The sequence below is a fragment of the Flavobacterium davisii genome, from assembly GCF_042182265.1.
Lineage (GTDB): Bacteria > Bacteroidota > Bacteroidia > Flavobacteriales > Flavobacteriaceae > Flavobacterium > Flavobacterium davisii.
The window spans coordinates 1,830,929-1,852,016 of record NZ_CP097869.1 but is presented as its reverse complement, the minus strand read 5'-3'; the positions used below and the strand labels follow the sequence as shown (position 1 = coordinate 1,852,016).

Sequence of the window (21,088 nt, the reverse complement as noted above, 5' to 3'; positions counted from 1 at the left end):
ATGAAAAAAACAATTATAAAATTAACAGCAATATCATCATTATTAGTAACAAGCTGTATCAGCGAAGACATAAAATTTAATGATGACACAAAAAAAGCTTATGATGTTTCTGCCGAATCATTACTAAGCAACTCTCAAAAAGGTATATCTGATCAATTAACTTCCCCTAGTGTCAATGAAAATGTTTTTAGATATTTTTCACAATATTGGGCCGCTACGTTGTATACTGCTGAATCTCGATATAATCTAATCAATCGAAACATTCCTGGTTTTCACTGGAATAACTTGTATAGAGATGTACTAGGCAACTTACAATCTGCAGAAGAAGTCATTCAAAATGAAATTAGACCAGATAGGATTTCAGCTACTGATTGGGCAAAAATTCAAACCAATAAAAAAGCCATAATTGAAATTTTAAAAATTTACACTTATCAGAATTTAGTTGACACTTTTGGAAATATACCATACAGCGAATCATTAAAAAACCAAACTAATATTTTACCCAAATATGATGATGCTGCAACAATTTATTCTGATTTAATCGTTAGATTAAATAATGCTATCAGCAAATTAGATCTGCATTCTGAAAGTTTTAAAAGTGGCGATTTAATATACGCTGGAAACGTTGAAAAATGGTTAAAATTTGCAAATTCATTAAAAGTTAAATTAGGTATAAATCTAAGTGATTTCAATCCTGCTTTATCTAAACAAACAGTAGAAACAGCCGTAGCAGGAGGAATAATTACATCTAATACAGACAATGCTCTTTTTAGATATTCTACATCTGCTCCTACTTATAATCCGATTTTTGACAATTTAGTAGCCAGCAATCGAAATGACTTTGTACCAGCAAAAACAATTGTTGATTACATGAATTCCCTTAGTGATCCTAGAAGAGGTATTTTCTTTACCAAACTAGAAGGTGCTTATACTGGAGGTGTTTATGGCGCACAAAATGCTAATCCGTATGCAACATCTTACTCACATGTTGGAGATGCAATAAAAAAATCAGATGCTTTTGGTGTACTCGTTGACGCATCAGAAATAAACTTTTTATTAGCAGAAGCTGCTGAACGAGGTTATTCAGTTGGAAACAATGCTCAATATTACTACAATACTGCTATTACCTCATCCATGAACTATTGGAATATCCCATCAAATGATATTAACAATTACTTGGCGCAACCCAACATTAATTATACAACTGCTAGTGGCAATTGGAAAGAAAAAATTGGAATGCAAGCTTGGATAGCAATGTATAATAGAGGTTTTGAATCTTGGACTTTTTACAGAAGATTAGATTATCCTATTTTAAAAGCTCCTACAAAAGCGGTAGCAGCAGCTGACAAAAAAGTTCCAGTCAGATATACTTATCCGATATCAGAATCAACCATAAATGGATCAAATTACACAGCAGCAGCAGAAGCTATTGGAGGTGATAAATTATATACTAAGATTTTCTGGGATAAAAATTAAAACTTTTAATCTATAATAAAATCCATCAAATTTAGAATTTGATGGATTTTTTTTATCTTTACCCCATGGAAAAAGATAACCAAATTTTCGGAATTAGAGCCGTTTTAGAAGCTATTCAAGCAAAAAAAGAAATCGATAAAGTCTTTATACAAAAAGACGCACAAGGAGAGTTAATGCAAGAATTACTTAAAGCTTTTAAAAAAAACAATATTAATTTCAGTTATGTTCCCGTTGAAAAATTAAATCGTTTAACTTCTAATAATCACCAAGGCGTTGTTGCCACCATTGCCCCTATTTCTTTTGTTAGCTTAGAAAATTTGGTAGAAAGAGTAACAGAAAATAAAAAAACTCCTCTTTTTCTAATCTTAGACCAATTAAGCGATGCTCGTAACTTTGGTGCTATTATACGAACTGCAGAATGCACTGGCGTAGATGGCATTATTGTTCAAAAACAAGGTTCTGCTCCTGTAAATGGCGACACCGTAAAAACATCTGCTGGTGCTGTTTTCAATATTCCTATTTGCAAAGTTGATCATATTAAGGATGCTGTCTTCTACCTTCAAGGTTCTGGTATCAAAACAGTAGCGGCTACCGAAAAAACTAATAATAATATTTACGATATTGACTTAAAAGAACCACTTGCAATTATTATGGGAAGCGAGGATAAAGGAGTTAACCCATCTGTTCTAAAAATTATTGATGAAAAAGCTAAATTACCTATGTTTGGCACCATCTCTTCATTGAACGTTTCTGTAGCATGTGGTGCTTTCTTATATGAAACAGTAAGACAAAGAAAGGAAATCTAAGATATTCATTATCTAGGAATCCCCTATTTAAAAGTTTTATTTAAATTATAAATCATTGCCTGATGTTTCATCGGGCTTTTTTATTTCATAAATAACAGGAAGATTTGAAATGAAATAAATCCATTTTTCTAATTCTATCTGACGCATTTTAGAACTCGAAATAAAATTACCTTCCTCATCAAAATGCTTCATAAAAGGATCTTTTTTAAAATCATAATTTTGTTCTTGCCAATCGTATATCACAGGTTTTTGATATATTGGTGTATCATATAACCAGCTAAAAAACAATCCTACTACAAAACCTGATAAATGAGCTTCCCATGAAATATGTTCTTCTGCACTTGGAAATATATACCAAATCATACCTCCATACAATAAAATAACAGTAAAAGATAACGCTACCAAACGATAATAACGCGTTTGAATTCCTTTAAAAAAAATAAAAGAAGCCAAGACATACACTAAACCACTAGCTCCTATATGATAACTTTCTCTTCCTATCATCCACGTTCCTATACCTGATAACAAAATCCCATAAAACAATACTTTAAGTGAATATTCTCTATAAAAAAAACGTAAACTAGCTAACAAAAATAATAATGGTAATGAATTATTAAACAAATGTCCTATATCACCATGCAAAAAAGGACTAAAAAAAACGCCTTTTATTCCTGATAACACTCTTGGATAAATCCCATAAACTGTAAAACTAATCTTAAATTGTTGCTCGACCCAAAAAACAATCCAAAGACATAAAACAAAATATAAAGGCAATAATATTACAGATGGTGTAAATTTAAATTCATTTTCTTTCATTTGTATAAAATTTATTTTTCAACGGTAATACATAATATTACCTATTTAAGTATAGAGGTTATTATAAAACCATCATTAATAGCAATCTTAATATTGTTAAATTTGTAATTCGAAACAAAAATCATTCAACATTTAATATCAAAAAAAGATCCAAAACTGTTTTAATGATTTTTTGTCAGAAATAATTAATTTTACTCCCTATGGAAATACCACTAGCAGAAAGAATACGCCCCAAATCATTAGAAGAATATATTAGTCAATCTCATTTGGTTGGCAATCAAGGCTCTTTGACTCATCAAATAAAAAATGGTATTATTCCTTCTCTTATTTTATGGGGACCTCCAGGTACAGGAAAAACCACTTTAGCACAAATTATTGCCCAAAGTAGTAATCGTCCCTTTTATGAATTAAGTGCCATAAACTCGGGAGTAAAAGAAATACGAGATGTTATAGATAAAGCAAAACAAAGTAATGGTTTATTTACCTCCAGAAATCCCATATTATTCATTGATGAGATCCATCGTTTTAGCAAATCACAACAAGATTCTTTACTTGGAGCTGTAGAAAAAGGATGGGTAACACTCATTGGCGCAACTACTGAAAATCCCAGTTTTGAAGTAATCCCTGCTCTTTTGTCACGTTGTCAGGTATATATACTAAACGCTTTTAACAAAGAAGATTTAGATAATTTACTCCAACGTGCTTTGGTAACCGACACAATCTTAACGAAGAAAAACATCATTTTAAAGGAAACAGAAGCTCTTTTAAAACTTTCCGGTGGTGACGGAAGAAAACTCCTTAATACATTTGAATTAGTCATTAATGCTTCTGATGAATCGCCTATTGAAATCACCAATAAAAAAGTAATGCAATTAGTTCAAAAGAATACTATTTTATATGATAAAACAGGAGAACAACATTATGATATAGTTTCTGCTTTTATAAAATCTATAAGAGGAAGTGATCCTAACGGGGCTGTATATTGGTTAGCAAGAATGATTGAAGGAGGTGAAGATGTTAAATTTATTGCAAGACGTATGCTAATTTTAGCTAGTGAAGACATTGGCAATGCTAATCCAACTGCATTAATTATGGCTAATAATACATTTCAAGCAGTTACTACTATTGGATATCCAGAAAGTCGAATCATATTAAGTCAATGTGCCATTTATCTAGCTTCCTCAGCAAAAAGTAACGCTAGTTACATAGCTATAGGTAAAGCGCAACAAATAGTAAAACAAACTGGTAATTTACCAGTTCCTCTACATCTAAGAAACGCTCCTACTAAACTCATGAAGGAATTAGGATATGGGGAAGAATATAAATATTCACACGATTACACGAATAATTTTTCAGAACAGGAATATTTACCACACGAAATTAGTGAAACTAAATTTTTTGAACCAGGTGAAAATGTTAGGGAACGTGAACTTCGTCAATTTTTAAAAAACAGATGGAAAAACAAATATGATTATTAAAAATGAATTATTTTATTTCATTACTATTTATTCTTATCTTTATTATACCGCTTCCTAAAAGGAGAAACATCATACACCTATCATGAGTGAAGTTTCTCCTTATTATTTAATCCTTGAATAAAAATAATTTCTTACTCTTTTTTAAAAATTAATATCTAACCTATCTGAATTAACTTTTCCTTCTTCTAAATATTCAAAAAACCAAGTATTATCCTTTTTAACTACCATACCATTACGATTTTTAAACGAAGTTAAAAAAACGAAAGGTGTAGACGTTTTATATAAAACTAAATTCTCTCCTGTTATTTTATCAATTAATTCATAAGAAAGTTCTGTTTTTACCGTAACTATTTTTGTTTCAGTAATTTCTTCTTTATTCATTTCTTTTAACTTGGCTTGAATAATTTCATCATCAAAACTTTTGCCTGAAAATTTATAATTCGCTTTGTTAAAAGAACCTAAAGATTGAATGGTCGCTAAATTATATCCCGTAGCAACATCCTTTTCTCTACTTTCTCCTAAATCTGTTGTAAATAAAATATTTCCCTTACAGTCTTTAAACTCAAATTTAATCTTTGTTGAAAAAATCGTATTTTCCTCAACTCCATTTATAAAAAGTTTATCGCAATTATAATCTAAAAAGTCTTCTGGCAATTTTTCATTAGATAGATACGCTTCAATACCTTTTTGTTTTAAATACATCTTAACGGTTGTGTTGATTCGATATTGATTATCTTCATTTTGAAAGGAAAACTTTGATGGTATTAATGCTATTTTATAGTCATTTAAAGACTGTCCTAAACTGGTTAATGAAAACAAGCTCATTAACCCCATAATTAATTTCTTATTCATTTTTAAAATATATTTTTTAATTCAGTTAAGGTATTAATCTGACTGATTTCCTTTTCGACCTGTTGACAATTTGGATTAAAAAAAATAGCTTCAATACCAAAATTTAGAGCACCTTTAACATCTGCTTCTATACAATCTCCTATCATAATACTTCCTCTTTTTGTAGCTTTTGCTTTATCTAACGCGTATTGATAAATCATCTTATGCGGTTTTTTTACACCTGCTAATTCTGAATTAGTAATTGTGTTAAAAAAAGGGTATAGATTTGAATTGTGCATTTTCTTTAACTGTACATCCGCAAATCCATTTGTTATAATATGCAAACTATATTTTGAATAAAGATATTGAAGTACTTCAATACATCCTTCTATTAAATAATTATTGTTAGATAACTGATTCATATAATCTTCCGAAATTTTATCAATCATTTGATCTGAAATCAATATTTCTAATTTATCAAAGGTTTCTTTTAATCTTCTATAACGCAATTCTTTATGGGTTATCGTATCTACTTGATACAATTTCCAACATTCTTGATTGATTGGATTATATATTTTCATAAAATCATGAATATATAATGCTGGAAATAAAGATTTTAAAATTACTTCAAATGTTTTTTCTGAATTTCGATCAAAATCCCAAAGAGTATGATCTAAATCAAAAAATATATGCTGGATATGATTGTATTTCAAAATTATAATCGTTTTTTATAAATACTTATAGTAATTAATGATTCTTTCTTTAGCCCATTAAAAATGTTGATTTATTAAATTGCTCATAAAAGAAAATACTTCTTCATTCTCCTTTCAATATCACTACATCCACTAAATTATACATCCAATTATCAACATCTGTTTCATTTATTTTAAGTGTTCCAGATATCGTTACATATTGATCTGTACGAAGCTTCTTTTTGGCTTCTTTAAATTTTAAACCTGCAATCGTTTCAGGACCTGCTTTTCCACAAAAAAAACAAGAGGCAAACACATTTTTACTAATTGCATAATTAATATTATCAATTGGTACGATAAATCCTGAAATAATGATTTTCTTATTATTTCTCATTTTAATTTCAGGACTGATTACTGGATAATCAATCATACCGTAATCTTTATGCTGCTTTTTAATGAATTTAATATACCCTAATTTTTTCCAAGTCAAGGTATCATTCGATATCGCTATTCTTTGAAAAACTTTCTCTTTTTTTCTATCTTTTTTATTAAAACTCACGAAGGTAAAACTTACCAAAGTGATAAATATAATCCATCTACGCATTTGCTAATATTTTTGATAAATTCATTTTGTAGGCTTTAAGTGCTGGAATTAAAGCAGAAATTATACCTAACAATAAAATCATTAGTAACAAAATACTTTCTTTTTCCCAAATAATTTCAAAAGTATTAAATCTTATTTTAAAATCTTCCTCTGAAAATTGAGAAATCATTTCCAAGGCAAATCTACCAATTATGGTTCCAAAACAAAAGCCAACTAAACATAAAAGTAGGCTTTCTAATAAAACTAACAACATTAACTGTTTTCTTGTTGCTCCTTGCAAGCGTAATAAAGCAAACTCATATCTACGTTCTTTCAGTCTATTATAAAGTACTATAAAAATACTAAGCCCTGAAATTGTCATAATACCATATCCTAAATAAGATAATGTTTTAATTCCAACTCCAAAGAGAGTAAATAATCTATTAATCTCAATTGCAGGAGAAACGGCTTGCATTTTTGTATTGGATGTAATCAACCGTGGCCATGTCATAATAGCCATCTTATTTCTGAGTTTTAACAACACCGAGGTAATTTCTCTAGATTCATTATGATGGTGGTCTTCTTTTAGTTCATGGTTTGATTCATCATGTACACTCCAAATACTTTTAATAGAGCACACTATTAGATTGTCAATCATTTTACCAGTAGGCTTTAATAGTCCCACAACTTTAAAAGGTTTTGTTTCATGTTTTTCCCCTTCTTTTGCATCACCATGTACACTATAAAAATTTTGTCCTATTTTTAAATTCATTTTTTGGGCAACAACAGAACCTATAACGACCTCAAAATCCTTTAAAAAAATTTCCCCTTGAATTATTTCAGCATCAAACTTTTTCAAATAATCTATACTAGTTCCTACAATCTTATAACCTCTATAATTATCTCCAAAAGCCAACGGAATTGCTTTTTTTACAAAGGGGTGCTGCATCCATACTTTAGCCGAATCATAATTTATATTCCCTGTAGGGGTATCTATTTGATAAACCGAAGACAAAACTAATTGCAAAGGACTACCTTGAGCCCCTAAAACCAAATCTACATGATCTGCATTAGATGAAAATTGTTCCTCAAACTGTTTTTCTAATAATATTAAAAGAGTTATAATTGCCACACTACTAGCCAAAAGCACAACACTTAAAAAAGTATTTAAAGGCTTAAACCAAATATTTCGCCAAGCTAATTTTACTATCATATCAATCGAATTTGATTTTGAAAACGTTCTTTTAAACGTACATCATGTGTTACTACAATCATAGCTGTTTGATACTCTTTAGCAATACTTTCTAATAGATTGGCCACTATCATTGTATTTTCATCATCCAAACTTGAAGTAGGCTCGTCTGCCAAAACTACTTTAGGTCTGTTTATTAGAGCTCTTGCAATAGACACTCGTTGTTGTTGTCCTATACTCAATTCATACGTTTTTTTATAAATATAATCTTCTAAACCTAAATATTTCAAAATTTCCTTAGCTCTAATAATATCCGTTTTTCCCTTTCCAAAATAGGAAGCCATCAATACATTTTCTAATACATTAAAGGATTCTATAAAATAATTTTGTTGCAAAACAACACCTATATATTTCCCTCTAAAACGATCCCTTTCACTTTCACTTAGAGATTGTAAAGCATAATTATCAATCAAAATTTCACCTGACCGAGGGAGTAACATTCCTCCTAATAAATGCAATAAAGTGGTTTTTCCAACTCCTGAATTTCCTGTTAGTAATAATACTTGAGAAGCTAAACAAGTAAAATCAGGAAATTGAAATATTTTATGATCAGAATAACTATACTCTAACGCTTTAATTTGTATCATTTATAACAAGTTTTCATCAGCAAAGCTAAAATACGCCTTTTCTGTTATTATCAAATGATCTAATACTAAAATATCCAAATGCTTTCCTGCTTCTATCAACTTTTTCGTTAGTTGTATATCAGCATCACTGGGTTTTAGTTTCCCTGATGGATGATTATGAATTAGAATAATACCTGTAGCAAAGTAATCAAATGCTAATTTATAAACTAACCGAGTATCTACAATGGTTCCTGTAATACCGCCTTTGCTAATTTGTGTTTTATAAATTAATTTATTAGAGTTATTTAAAAATAGCACCCAAAATTCTTCGTGTGGCAATTCCCCTATTAAGGGATGCATTAAAAAATAAACTTGTGAACTCGTTGTTATTTTAAAAAATTCTCTTACTTCTTCTTCTTTCCGCCTACGTCCTAACTCTAAAGCGGCAGCTATAGACAATGCCTTTGCTTCTCCAACTCCTTTAAACTCTCTAAGTTGTTGGATAGATAACTTCCCTAATTGATGAAGATTATTGTTTGTGGAAGCTAAAATGCGTCTACATAATTGTACTGCACTTTCATTACGAGATCCTGAACCTATAAGAATAGCAAGTAGTTCGGAATCAGATAGTGTCATTTTCCCTTTTGTCAAGAATTTTTCACGTGGGCGATCATCTTTGGCCCATTTATTAATTGGCGTATACATAATTGATTGGCTTTTAATAACTTACAATTTACAGCTTTTTTAAAAAAAATCACCCAAAAAATATTTATTTTTATTTATTCTAAATAAATTTGGTTATCAAACTTTTTATAGATTACTTTGTCATTATTTTTAATAAATCTAAATAAATATGAATAAGTCTATTTTTATTATTCTATTAACCACGATGTCTATACATCTATACGGACAAAAAAAGAGAATCAAAAGAGATTCTATTAATAGTTTAAAAGAAATTTCGGTATCTGGAACTGCAAACAAATTTGCCTCTAATAAGGTTTCAAGTAGTTTAAGATTGAAAACAGAAATTGCTAAAATCCCTCAAAATATTCAAATCGTAACAAATGAACTCTTAAAAAGTCAAAACATTACCACGATGATGGAAAATGTAACACGTAACATAAGCGGAGCTCAAATGAACGAACATTTTGGTAATTACGCTAATATCAACATGAGAGGATTTAAACTTCCTTCATTTAGAAATGGTATGAACATAGATATCGGATATGGTCCGTTGGCAACCGACTTATCAATGGTAGAAAACATTGAATTTGTAAAAGGACCATCTGGATTTATGACTTCAGCAGGAGCTCCAAGTGGTATTTATAATGTAGTAACTAAAAAGCCAACTAAAAGATCAATCAATGAAATAGGTTTTTCAGGTGGAAGTTTTAATTTTTACAGAGGAAATTTAGATTCTGGCGGAGCATTAACCGAAAATGGCAAACTACAATATCGTTTTAATGCTATGTATCAATTTTCAGAAACTAATAGGCAATTTGAAAACAATTCAAGATACAGTATTGTTCCTTCTCTTAAATATGAATTTAATGATAATACGTCCTTGACAACAGAATTCACTTATCAAAAAGCAAAACAAATGTTAAGTGCATCATACGTATTTGCTCCCGTAGAAAAGGGATTAGGTAGTTTAGACAGGGACATTTCTCATATAGATCAAAACTACCCTAGCTCTGATATAGAAGAAGTTAATTTATTTGTAGATTTTAACCATAACTTTAGTAGTAAATGGTCTATCAATACTCAATATATGATTATGCAATATAACCAATTGGGATATACAAATTGGGTTTATGGCATACATCCTTCAGGATATACTCAAAGAATGCTTAATAATTTTGATACAAAAGCATTAAATGAATTAGCTCAGGTATATATAAATGGGGAAATATCTTTTTTAGGCACAACTCATAAATTATTAACAGGTATTGATTATAAAAAACTCAACAGTAAATACGACTGGTCCCATACCGCTACTTATGATGTAATTCCTTTCAATCTTTTTCAACCTGTTTATGGCAAAGCAGTCTATCCTGTATTTAACAGAGAGTCGGGATTAACAAATATTGGTAGTGGAACTGAATATACTTCTATCTATGCACAAGATGAAATATGGTTTCTAAAGGATCGCCTTAGAGTAACTCTGGCAGGACGTTATTTTAATGGAAAAACCAATGATGATTATAAAAATAGTGTTACCATAAAAAGAATAAGTCCAAGGGTCGGAATAAGTTTTGATATTACTAAAAACTTTAGCATATATTCCCAATATGACAATTCAATTATACCTAATTACGGTACAAATAAAGAAGGCAAATTATTTGATCCAGAATATGCTAATAATATTGAAACAGGATTAAAAAAATCTTTTTTAAGAGACAAATTAAAAACAACATTATCTGTTTATCAAATTACAAAAAAGAATGTATTAGTAGCTGACCCTAATGATATTCTTAACAAATTACAATTGGGTAAAGTACGATCAGAAGGGGTAGAATTTGACATTCAAGGTCAATTATCACCTGAGTTAAATATTGTTTTAAATTATGCCTTCACAGAAGTAAAAACAATTGAAGACATAAATCCATTAAATATTGGTAAAAGAATTGAAGGCCATTCTAAACATACAACCAATGGTTGGATTAACTACAATTTTAAAGAGGATTCTTTTTTAAAAGGTTTTGGAACTATGTTAGGATATCAATATTTGATAGACCGTTCTACATCTAATTGGGGAGTAGACAACAAAACTATATTACCTGATTATTTAAGATTAGATGCTGGCATTAATTGGAGATATAAAGGATTAAATTTAGCATTAAATGTAAATAATTTATTAAATAAATATCTTTATTCTGGAGGAATAGCTGGAACTGTTGCTTACTGGCAAAGTGAACCAGGTAGAAACTGGAGAACTATGCTAACCTATAAATTTTAAAATTTTCAAAAGCTTTAAGAAATTTATCAACATAAGTTTCTTAAAGCTTTATTAAATAAAATGAAAATAAAAGACATTAAACAAAAAGCGCGAAAAATACATCTTTGGCTGGGGTTAACCTCAGGTCTCATTGTTTTCATAGTAGCCATTACAGGTGCTCTATATACATTTAAAGAAGAAATTCAAACATGGAATCAAGAACATCCTGTAATTAAAACACAAAACAAACCACTGCTAGTACCTACCGTACTAAAAAATATAGCTAAAAAAAAATTTCCTAATAAAGAATTACATGCTATAAAATATAATGGAAATGATAAAGCGGTTGAAATCATATTCTATAAAAACGCTCCTAACTATCATATTACCTTATATTTAAATCCTTATAGCGGTAAAATCATTAAAATAAGTGATCTTAATACTGGTTTTTTCCATTTCATATTTGAAGGTCACATGTATTTATGGTTGCCACATTCTATTGGTCAAATTGTAGTTGCAACAGCCACGTTAGTATTCTTATTTATGATTATCACAGGCCTTGTACTTTGGTTACCTAAAAGAAGTAAAGAAATAAAAAAAAGGATATGGTTTCAATGGAAAGAAGGAATAAAATGGAAAAGAAAAAATTTTGATTTACACAATATAATAGGTCTCTATACTTCTCTATTTGCCTTAATTTTTATTATTACAGGATTAGTTTGGGGATTTCCTTTGCTTGGCTATTTGTACTACAAAGCAGTTGGAGGAGAAAAATCAATGATTTATCAAGAACCTTTATCTTCTTATAAAAAGATTAAGACTAAAAACAATTTGTTTCCTATAGACAACGCTTGGTTCATTATGAAATCAGAGTATCCAAAAGCTAAATCAATTGAAATTCATCCTCCAACAAATGACAGTACTTCTATAGCTTGTAATTCAAATCCAGACGACTATACTCTTTGGAAAACAGATTATCGCTATTTTGATCAGTATACTCTGGAAGAAAAAAAAGTTGACCATTTATGGAGTCAATTTAAAGATGCTGATAATGCAGATAAACTCCTACGTATGAATTATGATATACATACAGGTGCTATTGCTGGATTAGCAGGGAAAATTTTTGCTTTTTTAATAAGTCTTTTAATAGCATCATTACCTATTACTGGTATATTAATTTGGTGGGGACGTAAAAACAAATAATTATGTGTTGCAACTATTCAATCGTTAACAAAACAAACAATGGTATGCTTATCTTTTTAAGAGGTTGCCAAAAATATCAACTAACTTTTAACAATTTAAACTTTAGCATGTCTACTGAAGAATTAAATGCTTTTTATAAATATTTAAGAAGAATGAACCCCGTATATTGGGAAAAAGAATATGAATATTCCGTGTACGAAAAAAAGATTCCTATTCCAACACTTCAAGATAATTTTATTATTATGATCAATAGAGTAGAATTATTTGAATTACAAATTTTAACAAAACCGAATAAAAATCAAATTTTTAAAATAGTTGAAAATCAAATTTTATCTATCAATTGGAATTAAGTATTTTATAAACAGACTATAAACTTCTTTAATGTTTGAAAACAACCGCTATACTAGATTCTCCAACACTATTCAGAAAGGCATTGAATTCTTTTATGCTCAAATTATTAATTAAATCTAAAAATTATGAACTAGATACTTTTTATCAACTAGAAAACTTATTACAAAAAACAACAATAAACTACCTTTTTTTTGATCCTACTAATTTTAATGAAGATTTACTGAATCAAATTATTAATCTAAAAAAAGAAAATAAAATCCTAAAACTCATTATCATAACATCTAACGAAACTTATATTAGAAATAATTTAGGACTAGAGTCCAAGATTCTAACCTTTATTGATTCTATTATTAGTAAAGATTGTTCTGAATCTCAAATCATTGAATTATTTCATTATATTGACAAAAATGAATTCTTTTTCCCTTCAAAAAGTATTTTCAAACAAATTGATTTCAATTTAACGAAACAAGAACGTTGCATTTTAAAAATGCTTACGGAAGGTAAGAGTAATGAACAAATTTCAAATGACCTTTGTATCAGTATTCATACTTTTCGCACACATAGAAAAAATATCATGAAGAAAGTAGGCGTTAACACCACTACTGATCTAATTTTATATAGCCTAAAAAACAATATTACAAATAACTAAAAAATAGAACTATCTATTTTTAACTAAAGCCTTCTTAATATAAATAAGAGGGCTTTAGTCATTTATAATAAAAACAATATCTAAAAGAGAAAACAAATGATCAACCTTATCTATTTTTTGCTCTTACTTATTTCGTTCTAAACTCGCTTTTTTAGTAGAAATGAAAAATTGTGATCTTTTAAAACAACCTAATTAAAGACAAAAAATGATGTATTTTTTAAAATTCAAAGTCTTTTATATTTATGATCAATTTCTATCGCATAATATGGTTTAAATCATAAAGTTTAAAAATACCCAATATAAGGTATTTCAATACCATTATAATATTAAAAAAAAGCCCCTATTTATGGTATTGATTAATCCAATTTGTAAGTATTACTTTGTCTTGTAATTTTTATTTAATCTAAATAAATCATGAGCGAAGTGGTTTCAACTATCAAAACTAAACCTAAAGAAGAAAATAAACACTTGTTAAACAATGACATACATATATTTTCTGATAAAAAAAAGAACTTAAGCCTTTACAAAAAAAGCATGAAAAGGGCTATAAAACAAATTATTAAGAATAATGAAAAAAGAACAACTCCTTATACAGGAAAAAGCATTTCGTCATTACATCATTTAATAAGTCAAATAGATCTATATGATAACGAAAATGGTTTACCTTTAAAAGAGGTATTAAACGAAATTCAAAAAATATACCTTGATGACTGTATTCTTTTTCATCATCCAAAATATGTTGCACATCTAAACTGTCCGATCCTTACTCCTACCCTTGTAGCTGAAGCCTTCATTTCTTCTTTAAATTCTTCTATGGATACTTGGGATCAAAGTACAGGAGGTACTTACATTGAATTAAAACTAATTGAATGGACGCTTCAACTATTAAATTATCCTAAAAATGGGGAAGGTATTTTTACAAGTGGAGGTACTCAATCCAATTTAATGGGCCTTTTATTAGCTAGAGATCATTATATCAAAACAAGATATAATATAAATCCTGTTATGGAAGGTTTACCAGCAGAAGCCTCAAAATTTAAGGTACTTTGCTCTGAAGTAAGTCATTTTAGTTTAAAAAAGAATCTTAGTTTATTAGGATTAGGCCAAAATGCTGTAATTCAAGTTCCTGTTGATAAAAATTTTAAAATGAATATCAACGAACTCAAAAACAAAATAGCTCAATTAAAAGCTAATGGTGATATTCCTATAGCTATTGTTGGAACAGCAGGCACCACTGATTTTGGCTCTATAGATCCATTAGTAGAAATAGCTGCTATAGCCAAAGAAAACGATATTTGGTTTCATGTGGATGCAGCTTATGGAGGTGGTTTACTAATAAGTGATATTCATAAAAACAAATTAAAAGGAATTGAATTTTCTGATTCTGTTACGATAGATTATCATAAAACCTTTTATCAACCAGTGAGTTCTAGTGGTTTTTTTATGCGAGACAAATCATTTGTTGATTATATAAAATACCATGCTGACTATCTAAATTCTAAAGAACAAGAAGATGAAGGTATTCCCAATATGGTAAAAAAATCAATCCAAACAACCAGACGATTTGATGCCCTTAAACTATGGTTTACTCTTCGTTGTATAGGGGTAAAAGGATTAAGTTCTTACTTAGAAACTTCTATCGAAAATGCGCTTTATACAGCTCATATATTAAAAAACAGAAATGATTTTGAAATCATTCATCAACCCGAAATTAGCGCAATTGTTTTTAGATATACTCCTTTTGAAGACAAATACAATTCTTATTGTAATCTAAACTCTTATATAAGAAAAGCCATTTTTAATGAAGGTAAGGCTATCATAACAAGCACAAAAGTAAACGAAAAGGTTTTCTTAAAATTCACGCTTTTAAATCCTTTAACAACTACAAATGACATTGATGAAATAATTGATTTAATCATCTATCACGGTCAACAATATTCAATTAAAAATTAAAACTTTATGGAAAATAATAAGATATATGACTTCATTGCAATTGGAGTAGGTCCATTTAATCTTGGATTAGCTTGTTTAACTAATCCTATTAAAGAATTAAATGGTTTGTTTTTTGATAAGAATGACACATTTGATTGGCATCCAGGTATGTTATTACAGGACACTACTTTACAAATTCCTTTTCTAGCTGATTTAGTTACACTAGCTGACCCTACAAGCTCTTTTAGTTTTTTAAACTATATTAAAGAAAAAGGAAAAATTTATTCTTTCTACATTCGTGAAAATTTCTTACTACTACGTAATGAATACAATCAATACTGCCAATGGGCTATAAGTAAACTCTCTAATGTTCATTTTGGCAAAGAGGTTACAACAATAGATTATAATGAACAAGAAAAGATTTATTTAGTTACCGTACAAGATACAAAAAGTAAAAAAGTAAATGTTTACGCTTGTCGCAAACTTGTTTTAGGTACAGGAACGACTCCTTATATTCCTAAATCATGTAATTCACTCAAAAACAAGGCCATTCACTCTTCAGAATACTTAACTAATAAAGAACAACTTCAATCCAAAAAATCTATAACTGTTTTAGGAAGCGGTCAGAGCGCAGCAGAAGTTTTTAATGACCTATTGCAGGAAATAGACATTCATGGCTATCAACTTAACTGGATTACACGTTCTCCTCGTTTTTTCCCGATGGATTACAGTAAATTAACGCTTGAAATGACCTCTCCTGAGTATGTTGATTATTTTTATAATTTACCAGAAGCCAAACGAGATCATTTAATTCATAATCAAAAAGAATTATACAAAGGAATCAACAAAGATTTAATAGGTAGCATTTTTGATACTATATATTACAAAAAAGTCCTTCATCCTATTGATGTAAATTTAAGAACAAATGCCGCTTGCATTAATTCAACATATAATGAAATTACTCAAAATTTTGAATTAGAACTACATCACGTTGAACAAGACGAACACTTTAAACATACTACTGAGGCTTTAGTACTAGCAACTGGATATTCTAGCACAATTCCTTCTTTTATCCAAGACATTAACCACCGAATTAACTGGGATAAGAAAGGGCGTTATGCAACGAATCGCAACTATACAATTGATATAGAAAGTTCTGAAATTTTTGTTCAAAATGCAGAGCTACACACACATGGTTTTGTAACTCCTGACTTAGGAATGGCTTGTTATAGAAACTCTTATATCATTAAAGAAATGGTAGGTAAAGAAATTTATCCTATTGAAAAACAAATTGCTTTCCAACAATTTGGTATTACCGAAACGGAAAAACAAAAATCAAACCTAAAAGCATAATGGGATTGACAAACAATAGAATTGCTGCAATAGATTTTACTAGAGGTATAAGTGTTTTCTTTTTAATTATTGTGCATACCATGCTCATATACGGAACACTCGAAACTCAAACAGAAACAACGATAGGTCAAATTATTATTTGGCTAGGACGTGGAGCTGCTATGTACCTTATTGCTATGGGAATATCATTTACATTTTCCAGAAGACAATCCTTTTATACCATCATTAAAAGAGCCTTCTATCTATTATTTATAGGATATTCATTAAATTTTGTAAAATTCATAATCCCCGAATTTATATTCGGTGGATTACCTTATCGTTTTTTAAATGCTTATCATTTAAAAACACAATCCCTTGAAACTTCACTATTTTTTTTAGGCCTTGGAGACATCTTGCAATTGGCAGGAATAAGTTTGTTATTAATAGCTTTTATAAATCAAATATCAAATAATAAATGGCTATACTTTCTTTTAGGACTCTCTATTATGATCCTATCTAAGGAGCTAAGTGGGTTTAAAACAAACATCATAGGATTAGAATATATATGCCATTTATTCTTTAGTAATCAGTACAATGTTTATTTTCCCGTATTCCCTTGGAGTGCCTTTATTTTTATGGGGGTCTTTTTGGGTAAACAATTAAAAGAAATCAATAATGATACTCAAATCTTCTTTAAGAACTTGGCATTACAGAGTTTGGGACTAATTGTACTAGGTCTTTCACTTGTTCTTACAAATTATAAATATCATTTTGGTGATTATTATCATTTAGGTCCTGGAGGAAGTATTATTCTACTAGGAATTATGATGCTCTGCTTTTGGATAGCAAATCAATTAGTTAAACTCTTTAATCCTAACTCCCCTTTTTTTAATATTATAATCTATCTAAGTAAAAATACTACTAGTATTTATTTTATTCAATGGACCTTAATTAACTGGGGTATGTATGTTTTCGGATTTTGGAGCTTGCATCAGTGGAGTGTTTTAGCATTAATAGTTTTGTTTACAGTACTAACCCTTATAACAAATATTCTATATAGAAAATTAAAATTACTAAGAATTATTTCATTTGAAAATAATCTATAAACACTTAAAAAATGAAAAAAAACAGCACCAATATAGCATCAGAAATTGTCTTTTCTACCTTAATAAAAGGATTAGGAACCATCGATTTTATACCTCTCAATATCCAAACTCATATTCCTATTATCCACGATTGGGTAAACAGGGAGTATGCGCAATATTGGGGCATGATAGGTAAAAGTTGTAATGAAATAAAAAACGAATATGAAAAAATCATACAACATTCTGAGGTTTTTTTAGGACAAGTAAATGGCGAAATTTCCTTTCTTTTAGAAAAATACAATCCAAAAAATGATCCCATTTCTGATTATTATAAAGTAAAAGATCATGATTGCGGTATTCATGTAATTGTAGCTCCTACAAACAATCCTATTCATCAATTTACTTGGAATATCTTTACCTCAATAATGAAATTTGTTTTTTCAGATCTTACTATTGAAAGAATCGTAGTAGAACCCGATATTCGAAACGAAAAAATGTTTAAAATATGCCATCGAATTGGTTTCAAAGATGACAAAATAGTAGAATTACCTCACAAAACGGCTCGTTTATCTTTTTGTACAAGAAGACAATTTATTAAAAAAATAGATTCAGAAAACACTATTACATTAAATTTATCCGAAGTATTTTCGCAAATAAAAAATCCTGAAATAGCCACTAGCCATATAAACGAAGATACTTGGGGACTGGCTAATAAATTATTGGTAAAAAAAGCTATTAGTGAGTTTTCCCACGAAAGCATCTTTACTCCTACTCTTATTAGTAAAGAAAACGAAGAAGACATTTATCAAATCATTAGTGACAATAGTGAAGTATCATATTCCTTTAAAGCAAAAAAGCTAGCACTTAACCACTGGTTAATTAATGAAAATTCTATCATTAAAAACTACAATCCCGAAGAAAAAATAGACGCTGTTTTATTTTTCAATGAGTACAAGAACACCATAGGGATATCCGATGAATTATTTCCTTCCTATATAGAAGAAATAATTAGTACGTTACAAAGCAGTATGTTTAAATTAAAGAAAGATAATTTAAATTCACATCAACTAGTATACGCTGATTTCCAAACCATTGAACAATCTATGAATGAAGGTCACCCCGGTTTTGTTGCTAATAATGGAAGAATAGGATTCAATAGTACCGATTATAAGACTTATACTCCTGAAACAGGAAATCCTTTTCAACTCGTATGGTTAGCAGGTAAAAAAGACCGAACAGTTTATGCAGGCACACAAGAACTCGATTATGACACTCTAATTCGTCAGGAATTGGGAGATGAAACCATTGAAATATTCAACATCATGATCAAAGAACAAGGAAAAAATCCTTCTGATTATTTCTTTATGCCAACCCATCCTTGGCAATGGTTTAATAAACTTGCTATTATTTTTTCTCCCGAAATAGCTCAAGGAAATCTAATCTGTTTAGGTTATGGAACAGACTATCATCAAGCTCAACAATCTATTCGAACTCTTTTTAATATAAGCCATCCCAAAAAATTATATACAAAAACCTCTTTATCTATTTTAAACATGGGATTCATGCGAGGACTTCCTGTGTATTATTTAGGTAGTGCCCCTGAAATGGCAAAATGGCTAGAAGATTTACTAAAAAAAGACCATTATCTACAACAAGTTCGATTTGGTATGCTTGGCGAAGTAGCATCTATTAGTTACATTAATCCTTATTTTGAGAGCTATGGAAAACATAATCCATACAACAAAATGATTGCCTCACTATGGCGTGAAAGCCCTGTAAAGTACCTTCAAAAAGGAGAACAATTAATGACTATGGCGGCATTATTACACATAGATAAAGAAGGAAATGCTTTTTTAACCGAAATGATTAAAGCATCAAAAATGACCACCGACAAATGGTTAAAATCTTATTTCTCCATTTATCTCACCCCTCTTCTTCATTGTTTTTATGAATATGATTTAGTGTTTATGCCACATGGCGAAAACTTAATTTTAGGATTAAAAGATCACGTTCCTGTACGTTCATTTATGAAAGATATTACAGAAGAAGCCGTTATTCTGAATCCAGAAATTAAGCTCCCTACAAATTTAGAAAGAATGTATGCAGAAGTACCAGAAGACGTAAAACTACTTTCGATCTTTATCGATATTTTTGATGGTTTCTTCCGTTTTATGTCAGCCATTTTAGTATCTCAAATACAGTACGACGAAAATCGCTTTTGGGAGTTAGTAGCCGAAAGTATTCAAGAATACCAACAAACACAACCTCACTTAGAAACAAAATTTGAAAAATATGATTTATTTACTGCTGATTTTGAATTGTCTTGTTTAAACAGATTACAACTAAACAATAATAAAACTATGATAGATCTAGATGATCCCGTTGCTTTATTACAATTCCAAGGTAAAATTTCTAACCCTATTGCTCCGTACAAAAAAGTAATAGCTTAAATCTAAGAAAGTATGAACAGTACACAGCAATCCAATCAAAATATAGAAAACCAAATCTGTTTTAGTAAAAAAATAGAGTCTATAGGTTTTTTTGAACTGAGAAAATTTAACCTAACCCAAGATTTACCTATAATTTATCAATGGGTTCAAAAAGAATATGCTATCTATTGGGGTATGATGGGTTTACAATACAATGAAGTAAAAACCATTTATCAAAAACTAGTAGAAAACACTCATATCTATATTGGTTTATTTCAAGGAAAAATAGCTTTTTTATTAGAATGCTATGATCCTCAAGAAGATATCATTAAAGAACATTATGAAGTAAAAAAAGGAGATATAGGCATGCATATTTTGGTTGCCCCTCCAGACAAAAAAATAAATGGTTTTACTTGGCAAATTTTCAAATTTATATTAGACTTTATTTTTAGCAATTCAACCATTAATCGTGTAGTGGTAGAACCTGATGCAAAAAATGAAAAAATACATATTTTAAACGAAAAAGCAGGGTTTGTTTTTCAAAAATTCATTGACTTACCACATAAAAAAGCACGATTAGAATTTTGCACAAGACAGCAGTACTACCATGCCATTATGAACAGTAACTAACATTCGATTTTCTAAAATAAGGCTGTCTGATAAACCGTA

General features: G+C 29.4%; 19 protein-coding genes. 12 read left to right on the top strand and 7 right to left on the bottom strand.

Annotated elements, in window-relative coordinates:
* Window positions 1-1,476: a SusD/RagB family nutrient-binding outer membrane lipoprotein gene (locus NAB20_RS07650; protein ID WP_235878330.1), complete on the top strand. Its 1,476-nt coding sequence runs from the start codon at window positions 1-3 to the stop codon at window positions 1,474-1,476.
* Between the two features lie 65 nt (window positions 1,477-1,541).
* Window positions 1,542-2,282: a 23S rRNA (guanosine(2251)-2'-O)-methyltransferase RlmB gene (gene rlmB / locus NAB20_RS07645; RefSeq protein WP_375604899.1), complete on the top strand. Its 741-nt coding sequence runs from the start codon at window positions 1,542-1,544 to the stop codon at window positions 2,280-2,282.
* A 45-nt stretch (window positions 2,283-2,327) separates the two neighbouring features.
* Here the strand turns inward: rlmB and NAB20_RS07640 are convergent, their stop codons facing one another.
* On the bottom strand, window positions 2,328-3,098 hold the full coding sequence (locus tag NAB20_RS07640; protein WP_105195746.1) for a rhomboid family intramembrane serine protease: 771 nt from the start codon (window positions 3,096-3,098) through the stop codon (window positions 2,328-2,330).
* Between the two features lie 200 nt (window positions 3,099-3,298).
* Here NAB20_RS07640 and NAB20_RS07635 point away from each other — a divergent pair, with 200 nt between their 5' ends.
* Window positions 3,299-4,576 carry a replication-associated recombination protein A gene (locus tag NAB20_RS07635; RefSeq protein ID WP_105195747.1) on the top strand — a complete coding sequence of 426 codons (1,278 nt, stop codon included), beginning with the start codon at window positions 3,299-3,301 and terminating at the stop codon, window positions 4,574-4,576.
* A gap of 141 nt (window positions 4,577-4,717) precedes the next feature.
* Here NAB20_RS07635 and NAB20_RS07630 read toward each other — a convergent pair whose 3' ends face one another.
* The 6 genes from NAB20_RS07630 to radC form a co-directional block, all read right to left on the bottom strand.
* The gene (locus NAB20_RS07630) at window positions 4,718-5,428 is read right to left on the bottom strand and encodes a hypothetical protein (protein WP_240668924.1); all 711 of its coding nucleotides are present in this window, start codon (window positions 5,426-5,428) and stop codon (window positions 4,718-4,720) included.
* Window positions 5,429-5,430: 2 nt separating this feature from the next.
* The gene (locus NAB20_RS07625; RefSeq protein ID WP_105195748.1) at window positions 5,431-6,120 is read right to left on the bottom strand and encodes a YjjG family noncanonical pyrimidine nucleotidase; all 690 of its coding nucleotides are present in this window, start codon (window positions 6,118-6,120) and stop codon (window positions 5,431-5,433) included.
* 103 nt (window positions 6,121-6,223) lie between these two features.
* Window positions 6,224-6,703 (bottom strand): hypothetical protein, encoded by a 480-nt coding sequence (locus NAB20_RS07620; RefSeq protein ID WP_088391922.1) that lies wholly within the window; start codon window positions 6,701-6,703, stop codon window positions 6,224-6,226.
* Complete coding sequence (locus tag NAB20_RS07615; protein ID WP_105195749.1) at window positions 6,696-7,895, bottom strand: FtsX-like permease family protein; 1,200 nt, start codon at window positions 7,893-7,895, stop codon at window positions 6,696-6,698. Before NAB20_RS07615 ends, NAB20_RS07620 begins: the two co-directional genes overlap by 8 nt.
* Window positions 7,892-8,521, bottom strand: a complete 630-nt coding sequence (locus NAB20_RS07610) for an ABC transporter ATP-binding protein (protein ID WP_375604898.1) — start codon at window positions 8,519-8,521, stop codon at window positions 7,892-7,894. Before NAB20_RS07610 ends, NAB20_RS07615 begins: the two co-directional genes overlap by 4 nt.
* Entirely contained in the window at window positions 8,522-9,205 is a 684-nt protein-coding gene (gene radC / locus NAB20_RS07605; RefSeq protein ID WP_375604897.1) for a DNA repair protein RadC, read from the bottom strand. It lies immediately after the preceding gene.
* 148 nt (window positions 9,206-9,353) lie between these two features.
* Here radC and NAB20_RS07600 point away from each other — a divergent pair, with 148 nt between their 5' ends.
* The 9 genes from NAB20_RS07600 to NAB20_RS07560 all read left to right on the top strand — a co-directional run bounded on the left by NAB20_RS07600 (window position 9,354) and on the right by NAB20_RS07560 (window position 21,049).
* Window positions 9,354-11,459 (top strand): TonB-dependent siderophore receptor, encoded by a 2,106-nt coding sequence (locus NAB20_RS07600; RefSeq protein ID WP_105195752.1) that lies wholly within the window; start codon window positions 9,354-9,356, stop codon window positions 11,457-11,459.
* 60 nt (window positions 11,460-11,519) lie between these two features.
* Window positions 11,520-12,641, top strand: a complete 1,122-nt coding sequence (locus NAB20_RS07595) for a PepSY domain-containing protein (RefSeq protein WP_105195753.1) — start codon at window positions 11,520-11,522, stop codon at window positions 12,639-12,641.
* A 44-nt stretch (window positions 12,642-12,685) separates the two neighbouring features.
* Window positions 12,686-12,991, top strand: a complete 306-nt coding sequence (locus NAB20_RS07590) for a DUF6686 family protein (protein WP_146105902.1) — start codon at window positions 12,686-12,688, stop codon at window positions 12,989-12,991.
* Window positions 12,992-13,026: 35 nt separating this feature from the next.
* Window positions 13,027-13,641 carry a LuxR C-terminal-related transcriptional regulator gene (locus NAB20_RS07585; RefSeq protein WP_088391908.1) on the top strand — a complete coding sequence of 205 codons (615 nt, stop codon included), beginning with the start codon at window positions 13,027-13,029 and terminating at the stop codon, window positions 13,639-13,641.
* A gap of 414 nt (window positions 13,642-14,055) precedes the next feature.
* Complete coding sequence (locus NAB20_RS07580) at window positions 14,056-15,594, top strand: aspartate aminotransferase family protein (protein WP_105195755.1); 1,539 nt, start codon at window positions 14,056-14,058, stop codon at window positions 15,592-15,594.
* Window positions 15,595-15,600: 6 nt separating this feature from the next.
* Window positions 15,601-16,926: a lysine N(6)-hydroxylase/L-ornithine N(5)-oxygenase family protein gene (locus NAB20_RS07575; RefSeq protein ID WP_088391904.1), complete on the top strand. Its 1,326-nt coding sequence runs from the start codon at window positions 15,601-15,603 to the stop codon at window positions 16,924-16,926.
* Window positions 16,926-18,011, top strand: coding sequence for a heparan-alpha-glucosaminide N-acetyltransferase domain-containing protein (locus NAB20_RS07570; protein WP_375604896.1), 1,086 nt, complete (start codon window positions 16,926-16,928; stop codon window positions 18,009-18,011). Before NAB20_RS07575 ends, NAB20_RS07570 begins: the two co-directional genes overlap by 1 nt.
* Before the next feature lie 11 nt (window positions 18,012-18,022).
* On the top strand, window positions 18,023-20,440 hold the full coding sequence (locus NAB20_RS07565) for a GNAT family N-acetyltransferase (RefSeq protein ID WP_375604895.1): 2,418 nt from the start codon (window positions 18,023-18,025) through the stop codon (window positions 20,438-20,440).
* Between the two features lie 12 nt (window positions 20,441-20,452).
* The gene (locus tag NAB20_RS07560; RefSeq protein ID WP_105195759.1) at window positions 20,453-21,049 is read left to right on the top strand and encodes a GNAT family N-acetyltransferase; all 597 of its coding nucleotides are present in this window, start codon (window positions 20,453-20,455) and stop codon (window positions 21,047-21,049) included.
* The last annotated feature ends 39 nt before the right edge of the window (window positions 21,050-21,088 follow it).